Origin of the sequence: Streptomyces sp. NPDC056486 (assembly GCF_042795295.1) — a bacterium.
GTDB lineage: Bacteria > Actinomycetota > Actinomycetes > Streptomycetales > Streptomycetaceae > Streptomyces.
On sequence record NZ_JBHTSF010000280.1, the window covers coordinates 1 to 6,852 of the forward strand.

Genomic DNA, 6,852 nt, shown 5'->3' on the forward strand with positions numbered 1-6,852 from the left:
TGGCGTGGTGGAGGTTCCAGGCGGCGTCGGTTTTGGGGCGTAGGACGTCGTCCAGTTGCTCGGGTGTGAGGGTGGTGATGGTGGCGTCCTGGATGGTGCCGGCGGTGTGGATGATGGCGCGGAGGGGGTGTGTGGCGGGGATGGTGTCGAGGAGTGCGGTGATTTGGTCGGGGTCGGCGGTGTCGCAGGCGGTGATGGTGACTTCGGCGCCGAGTTCGGTGAGTTCTGCGGTGAGTTGGTCGGCTCCGGGTGCTTGTCGTCCGGTGCGGCTGGCGAGGAGGAGGTGGCGTATACCGTGGTGGGTGACCAGATGCCGCGCGGTCAGTGATCCGAGCATGCCGGTACCGCCGGTGATCAGGACGGTTCCGTCCGTCCTGACCGGTGCCGCAAGGGTCAGGACGACCTTGCCGATGTGCCGGGCCCGGCTGAGATGGAGCAGTGCCTCCCGAGCCTGCCCGATCGGGAACGTGCTCACCGGCGGCGGCAGCAACGCCCCGCTGTCGAACAGCGGGGAGAGTTCCGTCAGGAGCTCATGGATCCGTTCCGGGGCGGTCTGTGTCAGGTCGTACACCCGGTAGTCGACACCCGGGTGCGCGGCAGCCACCTCCCGGTCGTCACGGATGTCGGTCTTGCCCATCTCGATGAACCGGCCGCCGTCGGCCAGCAGCCGCAGTGACGCGTCGATGGCTTCGTCGGCCAGGGAGTTGAGCACCACGTCGACGCCCCGGCCCGCGGTCCGCCGCCGGAACTCGTCCTCGAAGCCGAGGGTGCGCGATGAGGCGATGTGCTCGTCGTTGATGCCGAGGTCGCGCAGCGCGTGCCACTTCTGGGGGCTCGCGGTGGCATAGACCTCGACGTCCCAGTGCCGAGCGAGGTGAAGGGCCGCCGTACCCACGCCGCCGGTCGCGGTGTGCACGAGCATCGACTCGCCTTCGTGCACCCGCCCCTTGAGCGCTTCGTACGCCGTCAGATACGCGACCGGAGCGGCCGCGGCCTGCACGTACGTCCATGCGTCGGGCATCCGCGCCAGCAGGTGTTCCTCGGTCACGGCGACGGGTCCGATGCCCTGCGAGAACATGCCCATCACCCGGTCACCCGGGGCGAGCCGGTGTACCTCGGGGCCAACCTCGGTCACGATCCCGGCGCCCTCGCCGATGACGCCCTTTTGACCCGGCACCATGTCGAGGGTGACGAGCACGTCACGGAAGTTCAGGCCCGCTGCCCGTACCTCGACCCTGACCTCGCCCTTTGCCAACTGCTCGGTGGCCCGCGGGTACTCGACTGCCGTCACACCGTCGAAGGTGCCCTTGCGGGTGAGGTCGAGCCGCCACGCGGAGGCGTCGCTGCCCGGGGTGAGTGTGGGGCTGGGGAGCCGGGTGAGACGGGGTACGTGGAGCGATCCCTGCCGGATGGCGAGGTGGGGCTCGTCGGAGGTGAGGGCATGGGGGAGTGCGCGGGGAGTGTCGGGGTGGGTGTCGAGGTCGATGAGGGTGATGCGGTGGGGGTGTTCGGTCTGAGCGGTGCGGATGAGACCCCAGAGGGCGGCTTGGGCGGGGTCGGGGTTCTCGCCGGTGTGGACGGTGGCGGCGTGCCGGGTGAGCAGGACGAGATGGCTGTCGAGGTAGCGGTCGTCGGTCAGCCAGTCCCGCAGCAGCCCCAGTACTCGGACGAGCACCTCGTTCGTCTCGTGCGCGCCGCTGTGACGGGCGCCGGTACCGGCCGTGAGCGGGGCGAGCACATGACTCGGCGCCGCGGCGCCGCCGTCGAGCGCGGCGGCGAGTTCCGTCAGACCCGCATGGTGACCGTCGTCCGGGACGAGGGCGGCGACCGGGTGCCCGGTGGAGGAGAGGGCGAGCCAGGCGAGGCTCGCCGGTCGTGCCGCGGCGGACGGCGCCGGGAGCTCCCTCCAGGTGATCCGGTGAAGCGGGGCGTACGGGGCGGGCATCGTCCGGGGCCGCAGGGTTACGCCGCCGATGGTGGCGTACGGAGTGCCGTCGGGATGTGCGGTGGCGAGCGTCAGGGCATGCTCACCTGTGCGGGTGAGCCGGACCCGAAGGGTGGTGGCCGTGGTCTGCGGGCTGTGCAGGGTGACGCCCTCGAAGACATAGGGCAGGGCGGTTCCGGTCTCGCCGGTGGTGCCGTTGTCGGGGTGGAGAGCGAGCGGGTGCAGGGCGGCGTCCAGGAGCGCGGGGTGGATCCCGTAGGCGCCGTCCGCGTCCGGGTTCGCCGCGGCGGGCAGGTCGATCTCGGCGTAGAGGTCGTCGCCGTCGCGCCAGGCGGCGGTCAGCCCCTGGAAGCGTGGGCCGTAGTGGTAGCCGCGCTGGGCCAGGGACTCGTAGAAGCCGTCGAGGCCGACGACCGCCGCGCCGGGCGGCGGCCACGCCACGGTATCGCCGCCGAGCGGGGCTCCGGACGCCTGAGGGGCATCGGCCGAGAGGGAAGCGGTCGCGTGGTGGGTCCACTCCTCGCCGTCGTCGTGCGCGCGGGAGTGGAGCGTGAGTTCATGCAGTCCGGTGTCATCGGTCTGGGTGGCGAGTAGGCGCAGGTCGTAGGTGGTGGTGTCGGTGAGGGCGAGGGGGGTGTGGAGGGTGAGTTCGTCGATGTGGGGGTGGCCGAGGTGGGTGCCTGCGTGGAGGGCGAGGTCGACGATGGCGGTGGCGGGCAGTAGTGGGGTGTCGTGGATGGTGTGGTCGGTGAGCCAGGGGTGGGTGGTGAGGGAGAGCTGTCCGGTGAAGAGGGTGGTGTGTTGGTCGGGGAGGTCGAGGACGGCGCCGAGCATCGGGTGTCCGGCCGCGGCCTGGCCGAGCGCGGTGGGCGTGCCGGTGTCGGCGGACGACGCGGTCAGCCAGTAGGAGCGGCGCTGGAACGCGTACGTCGGCAGAGGCAGAGGCAGAGGCAGAGGCAGTGCGGGCTCGGAGCTCCGGCCGTTGTCCATCGGCCAGCTGAGGGTGTGGTGGTGAGTGTGGAGCTCGGCGAGCGCACCCAGGAATGCCCGGTGGTCGTCGCGATCGCGGTGCAGAGTGCCGGTGACGAGCGGCGAGGCCGCGGCGGTTCCCTCACCGGTCGGTGCTGCCGTGGCGGCCCGCTCTTCTCGTTCGGCCGCCTCCTCGGCGTGTGCGTCGACGGTGTCCTGAACAGCCGGGGTGAGCACGGCGTGCGGGCTGGCCTCGACGATGGTGAGGAAGCCGTCGCCCAGCAGGTTGCGCGTGGTGGTCTCCAGCTGCACCGGCCGACGCAGATTGCGGATCCAGTACTCCGGGGTGAGCTCGGCGGTGTCCATGCGGGCGCCGGTGACCGTGGAATAGAAGGGGATCCGGGCGGACCGCGGCCTGATGTCGGCGAGCTCGGCGAGGAGCTGACCGCGCAGCTCGTCGACGTGGTGGGAGTGCGAGGCGTAGCTGACCGCGATACGACGCGCCGGGATGTCATGTTCCGTGCAGTGGGCCAGGAACGCTTCGAGGGCGTCGGCGTCACCGGAGATGACCGTGGCGGCCGGCCCGTTGACGGCGGCGACGCCGAGGCTGCCCTCCCAGGGAGCGAGAAGTTTCGTGACCCGGGCCGTGTTCAGCGGCAGTGATGCCATGCCGCCGCGCCCTTCGAGCGCTGTGATGGCCCGGCTGCGCAGCGCGATGATCCGCATTGCGTCATCCAGGTCGAGCGCGCCGGCGACATGAGCGGCGGCGATCTCGCCCTGCGAGTGGCCGAGCACCGCGTCCGGCCGCACTCGGTGGTTCTCCCAGTGACGGGCGAGTCCCGTCATGACCGCGAACAGCGCCGGCTGCACGACATCCACGCGCTCAAGGCCCGGCGCCCCCTCCGTACCGAGCAGAACGTCGGTCAGGGACCAGTCCACGTACGGAGCGAGGGCCAGCTCGCAGGCCGCGATGTGTGAGCGGAATGCGTCGGAGGAAGCCAGTAGCCCACTGCTCATCCCGGGGTACTGACAGCCCTGACCAGGGAAGAGGAACGCGGTCTTCCCGGTGGTGGTCTCACCGGGGGCGGGAGTGGCACGCCCGGTGGAGAGTGCCGGATGCGGCGTGCTGCGGGCGAGGGCGGTCAGGGCGGTGAGGGCCTCGCTCCGGTCGTCCGTGGTGATGACGGCGCGGTGGTCGAAGACCGCGCGGGTGGTGAGGGTGTGTGCGGTGGGGGTGAGTGCGGTGTCGGGGTGGTCGCGCAGGTGATCGTGCAGGCGGGTGGCCTGGGCGGCGAGTGCGGCGGGTGTTTTGGCGGACAGCACCAGGGCGGCGGGTGTCGGGGGTGGTTCGGGGGTCTTCTGCTCTGTGGTGGTGAGGGTGGGGGCTTGTTGGAGGATGAGGTGGGCGTTGGTGCCGCTGACGCCGAAGGCGGAGACGGCGGCGTTGCGTGGTCGGTTGTGGTGGGGCCAGGGGGTGGCTTCGGTGAGGAGGTTGATGTGTCCGGTGGTCCAGTCGATGTGGGGTGAGGGGTGTTGGGCGTGGAGGGTGGGGGGCAGGTGGTCGTGGTTGAGGGCTTGGACCATTTTGATGATGCCGCCGATGCCGGCGGCGGCTTGGGTGTGGCCGATGTTGGATTTCAGGGAGCCGAGGTGGAGGGGGTGTTGGGTGGTGTGGTGTTGTCCGTAGGTGTTGAGCAGGGCGTGGGCTTCGATGGGGTCGCCCAGGGTGGTGCCGGTGCCGTGCGCCTCGACGGCATCGACCTGATCAGCCGTCAGGCGGGCATCCGCGAGAGCCTGTTGGATGACGCGTTCCTGAGCGGGACCGTTCGGCGCGGTCAGTCGACTGCTGGCGCCGTCCTGGTTGACGGCGGAGCCGGGGATGAGGGCAAGGATGTGCCGCCCCTGGGCCTGGGCGTCGCTGAGTCGCTGCAGGACGATCAGCCCGGCACCCTCGGCCCAGCCGGTTCCGTCGGCTTCGGCGGCGAAGGCCTTGCAGCGCCCGTCCGCAGCAAGCCCCCGCTGGCGACTGAACTCGATGAAGACCGCGGGCGTGGGGAGCACGGCCGCGCCGCCGGCGAGGGCCATGTCGCATTCGCTGTTGCGCAGGGCCTGGCAGGCCAGGTGCACCGCGACCAGCGAGGACGAACAGGCGGTGTCCACCGTCATGGTGGGCCCCTGCAGGCCGAGCGTGTAGGCGATACGGCCCGAGGCCACGCTCCCGGAACTCCCGGACAGTAGATATCCCTGGTACTCCGCGGGCGCCTGGGCGGCGCGCGGCCCGTAATCATGCGCCGAAACTCCCGTGAATACCCCGGTGTTGGACTCAGCAACAGTTTCGGACATGGGATTTATCCCGGCATCCTCAAGGGCTTCCCAGGCCACCTCGAGGAGCATTCGCTGCTGCGGGTCCATGGCCTGCGCCTCGCGGTGCGAGATGTTGAAGAATTCGGCGTCGAACTGATCGGCGTCGTGCAGGAACCCACCGGACCGGGTGTACGAGGTGCCTGGGTGGTCGGGGTCCTCGTGGAAGAGGGCGTCGAGGTCCCAGCCTCGGTTCGTGGGGAAGTCGGAAATGGCGTCCCGTCCCTCAACCGTCAGATCCCACAGATCCTGAGGTGATTTCACACCGCCCGGGAAGCGGCAGCCCATGCCCACGACGGCAATCGGCTCATGGGCGCTGTCCTCCATGTCCTGCAGGCGTTGACGTGTCTGATAGAGGTCTGTGGAGACCCGCTTGAGATAGTCGACGAGCTCTTCTTCATTCGCCATCGGAAACCGCCTCGTGGGAAATATGGAGGGTGTCACTGAAGTCGCTGCCTGCACTGAATTCACGGTCGATGAACCGGAGTACTTCGTCCGTCGAGGCGGAGCGGAGTTCATCGGCCACCTGCTCGCCGGTCGGCTGACCGGCCTGGTTCGCCTGAGTCCTCGGCTCGGTGCCGAGGGGCGAGGCTGCCTCGAATGCCTTGAGCAATGCGCGCAGCTGATCTCTGATCTCCGTACGCAGGGCGCCGTCGCTCACGGACACCGAGGAGAGCGACGAATCCAGTTGACGGAGATCACCCAGAACATCCACCTGGCCGTGCCCGTCGCTCTTGTGGAACGGGATCAGTCGCTGGAGATGACGGGCGAGGGCGGCGGGGGTGGGGTGGTCGAAGACGAGCGTCGCCGGGAGGCGGAGACCGGTCTGGCCACCGAGCGCGTTCCGCAGCTCGATGGTCGACAGGGAGTCGAGACCCATGTCGAGGAACCCCAACTGCGGTGGTACATCCGACAGATCGGAGTACGCGAGGATCGATGCCGTGGTCTGCCGCACAAGACCGAGCAAGTGCTGTTGTTGACCGGCCTCGTCCAAGTCGGCGAGCAGGGTGGCGAGGGACTCGGCGGCCGTGGCAGCCGACGCCGCGGCAGCCGGGGAGCCGACGGCTGAGGCGCCTCGGCGCGGGCCGCCGCGGACGAGATCTCTCAGGAGCGGCTGAAGACTCCCGTCGTCGGCCGGCGCGCGCAGTGCCGCCGGACTGACGGCGGTGCCGATGACCACGGGCTGCTCCGGGAAGGTCAACGCGACGTCCAGCAGGTCGAGCGCGTCCTCGGTGGACAGGAGCGGGAATCCGGTACGGGTGATCCTCGCGACGTCCGTCTCGGAGAGCTGTCCCGCCATCCCGCGGCTGTCACCCCATGGACCCCACTCGATGCTGGTGGCGGGGAGGTTCTGGGTGTGGCGGTGGTGGGCGAGGGCGCTGAGACAGGCGTTGGCGGCGGCGTAGTTGGCCTGCCCCGGAGAGCCAAGGGTGGCGGCGAGGGAGCTGTAGAGGATGAAGGCGTCGAGGTTGAGGTGGCGGGTGGCGTGGTGGAGGTTCCAGGCGGCGTCGGTTTTGGGGCGTAGGACGTCGTCCAGTTGCTCGGGTGTGAGGGTGGTGATGGTGGCGTCCTGGATG

At 69.8% G+C, this 6,852-nt stretch carries 2 protein-coding genes; both read right to left on the minus strand.

All coding sequences use genetic code 11. The features are described from left to right. Positions 1–5,683: SDR family NAD(P)-dependent oxidoreductase (locus ACFQ7F_RS44885; protein ID WP_383285235.1), on the minus strand; the 5,683-nt coding region annotated here is incomplete at its 3' end. Further along, positions 5,673–6,852: KR domain-containing protein (locus tag ACFQ7F_RS44890; protein WP_383285238.1), on the minus strand; the 1,180-nt coding region annotated here is incomplete at its 5' end. The genes ACFQ7F_RS44885 and ACFQ7F_RS44890, both read right to left, overlap by 11 nt.